A 2,667-nucleotide genomic window follows, 5' to 3' on the forward strand; every position below is an offset into this window, starting at 1 on the left:
CCCCCGCCATTCTCAACGAGTTTATCAGCAGGATTGAAGTGCATGAGCGCGACCAGAAAAGGGCGAGATACGCAATCCAGCACATCAGCATATATTTCAACTATATCGGCAGATTTGAGAACGAAGTAACGCAGCTTGCAGAGCCGACAGAGCAGGAAATCCGGCAAATGCGGGAAGAAATCGAAGAAGCCAAAAAGGAAAAGAGCCGCGCCTACCACCGGAAGTATTCAAGGGAGTACCGGGCGCGAAACCTTGAAAAGCAGCGGGAGTATGAGCGTATCAAGGCGCGGGAATACCGGGCAAGGAGAAAGGCGCAGACCGCCGCCGCACAGCCCGCACAGTAAAACAGAATAACCGACAACCAAGAGGGATTTTCCGGCTACGGGAAGTCCCTCTTTTGTGCCCGGAGAAAGGAGCTGCCTATGGCAGAACAGACCCCCGACAGTATCATCACGACGCAGAGAAACGGGCAGACTATTGTTGCGGAGTTATTTTTCAATCACAGCAGCACAGAAACATTCCGCGACAAGCTGCTCAAGACGATACTTGCCGACAGTTCGTGTTTATCTGCGTCTGACGGTCAAGAGCCGGAAAAATCGGAAATCTTGCGATAACAGCCGCCCCGACGATACATTCCACGTCCGGGCGGTTTTTATCGTCAAAAACGCCGTTTTCTCCAAGTCAAGAGCCGGAGAAAACACCCGAAAAATGCCCCTATTGCGTAACAGGGGCACAGAAAGGAGTTTGCATGAGAACAGGGCTTACCAAGCAGGAAAAGACCACCGATATTTGGTTTGACGAGAAAGACCCCCTTATCCATATCCGCACCCACAACACCGCCTTGAAAAAGCGTCTGCTTGCATACAGCCGCCGTTATCCGGCGATCTGCCAGCAGACTGACGCAGACCCGGAAACGGGCTGCATGGAGTTTGACATTGAGAAAGGCCGCTTCTCTTTCCGTCTGACCGCCCCATACAGCGAGGAACGGCGGGAAGCGGCGCGGCGGTATGCCAGAGAGAGCAACGTCGCCGACAGGCTGAAATAGAGTTGAAATGTTCATAGTTTTGTGCTATACTTTTTCTAAAAGCAGAGTAATACTGCGGAATTGATTGGAGGACAACACAATGGTTACATTTATGAGATTAAGATAAAACCGCGAGTTATGTTGCGGTTATCTGTATTGCATAACTCGCTTATTGAAGCAGAGATGTAATTACGGAGGAAAAACAAATGAATAATAATTTATCACGCTTTGCAGACAGCAAGGTTTATTTTCAATGCCCAATTTGCACAAAATCAATGGATATACAAGGCAATAGCCTAATTTGTAGACATGGACATTGCTTTGATATTTCAAGATATGGGTATGTAAATTTGTTGTTAAAATCATCGCCCAAAACCAACTACAGCAAGCGGTCTTTTGACAACCGGCACCAAATTTTGGAGTATGGCATGTATGATGTTGTGTTGGAGAAAATCATACAGTTTATTTCTGATACGCCATCTATAAGAAACATTTTAGATGTTGGTTGCGGCGAGGGTTTCTATGCAAGGCAGATACAGCAAAGAACAGAACGAAACATCTTTGCCTTTGACTTGTCAAGGGAGGCAATACAGATTGCATCAAAAAAAGACAAGCGCAAAGCAGTGAAGTGGTTTGTTACTGACTTATCAAAAATCCCTTTGAAAGACGGAAGTATGGATTGTATTTTAGACATATTTTCGCCTGCACACTACAAAGAATTTCAGCGATTGCTATCTCCTAACGGATATGTTGTGAAAGTAATTCCTACGAAAAATCATTTGAGGGAAATCAGGACTAAAGTGCAAGCACACTTGAAAAATCCAGATTATTCAAATGAGTCTGTCGTTGAATATTTTGAGAAATATCTTAAAACCATTTCAAGAGAAACGGTTTCAGCCACCGTACAGTTGTCATCAGAACAAAGAATGTCGTTTATTGAAATGACGCCGCTTCTCTTTTGCGTTGAAAAAGATTGCGTTGATTGGCGTACTCTCACACATTTGACAATCGAAGCTGATGTTTTAATAGGAATGTATTAAAGGGCGTATTGATATTTAATATTCCCATTTATTGAGCAGAACGGAGTAAACCAAACACCCTAATCAAAAGGACAGCCGAGGAAATCGACTGTCCTTTTTCTATGCCGACAGGTAGAAAGGAGTGACCACCCATGACGAAACCGAGAGAAAAAAAACGCGAGGAATTGCAAGCCGAGATTGAGGACGGGAAGAAGAAAATCCGGCAGCTTGAAAATCGGGAAAAGGTGTTGCGGCAAAAGTTATCCCAAGAGGAACGCCGGACGCGCAGCCACCGGCTGGTCGTCCGAGGCGCAGTCTTTGAGAGCATTGTGCCGGAAGCCAAGACCATGACCGATGAGGAAGCCGCCGCCTTTCTCCGGCTTGCCCTGACGAGCGAGGAAGCGCGGGCTTATCTGAAAAAACGCACCGAGGGCGGGAAAAGCGAATAATCCCTTTGGAACAAAGGGCGCACTTATACACCCTTGCGGGCGTGTGCGCTCTGCCGAGGGCGTATCTCCGCACAGGGAACTTTCCCCGCGCTCCGATATGGCGGCTTTGCCGCAACAAGGGGCTGCACCCCTTGCGCCGCTTACGCGGCTATCCCTGCACACCCACAAAAACAGT

The 2,667-nt window shown here is 47.2% G+C and carries 5 protein-coding genes; all 5 read left to right on the plus strand.

Going from position 1 to position 2,667, the window contains the following annotated elements; translation table 11 throughout:
• Positions 1-344 (plus strand): DUF4368 domain-containing protein (locus BUB35_RS18020; RefSeq protein WP_143185510.1); only part of this gene is annotated, 344 nt, incomplete at its 5' end.
• 78 nt (positions 345-422) lie between these two features.
• On the plus strand, positions 423-614 hold the full coding sequence (locus BUB35_RS18025) for a transposon-encoded TnpW family protein (protein ID WP_002592869.1): 192 nt from the start codon (positions 423-425) through the stop codon (positions 612-614).
• 134 nt (positions 615-748) lie between these two features.
• On the plus strand, positions 749-1,045 hold the full coding sequence (locus BUB35_RS18030) for a hypothetical protein (protein ID WP_002592868.1): 297 nt from the start codon (positions 749-751) through the stop codon (positions 1,043-1,045).
• A gap of 185 nt (positions 1,046-1,230) precedes the next feature.
• A complete protein-coding gene (locus BUB35_RS18035; protein WP_002584969.1) occupies positions 1,231-2,064 on the plus strand; it encodes a methyltransferase domain-containing protein in 834 nt (277 codons plus the stop codon).
• Positions 2,065-2,195: 131 nt separating this feature from the next.
• Entirely contained in the window at positions 2,196-2,492 is a 297-nt protein-coding gene (locus BUB35_RS18040) for a DUF3847 domain-containing protein (protein WP_002592867.1), read from the plus strand.
• Positions 2,493-2,667: the final 175 nt, after the last annotated feature.

This window comes from Anaerotignum lactatifermentans DSM 14214, from assembly GCF_900142265.1.
Taxonomy (GTDB): Bacteria; Bacillota; Clostridia; order Lachnospirales; family Anaerotignaceae; genus Anaerotignum; species Anaerotignum lactatifermentans.

Excerpts from the sequence above, each read along its gene's own strand:
- BUB35_RS18035 (WP_002584969.1), top strand. The coding sequence starts at position 1,231 with ATGAATAATAATTTATCACGCTTTGCAGACAGCAAGGTTTATTTTCAA.
- BUB35_RS18025 (WP_002592869.1), top strand. The coding sequence starts at position 423 with ATGGCAGAACAGACCCCCGACAGTATCATCACGACGCAGAGAAACGGG.
- BUB35_RS18040 (WP_002592867.1), top strand. The coding sequence starts at position 2,196 with ATGACGAAACCGAGAGAAAAAAAACGCGAGGAATTGCAAGCCGAGATT.
- BUB35_RS18030 (WP_002592868.1), top strand. The coding sequence starts at position 749 with ATGAGAACAGGGCTTACCAAGCAGGAAAAGACCACCGATATTTGGTTT.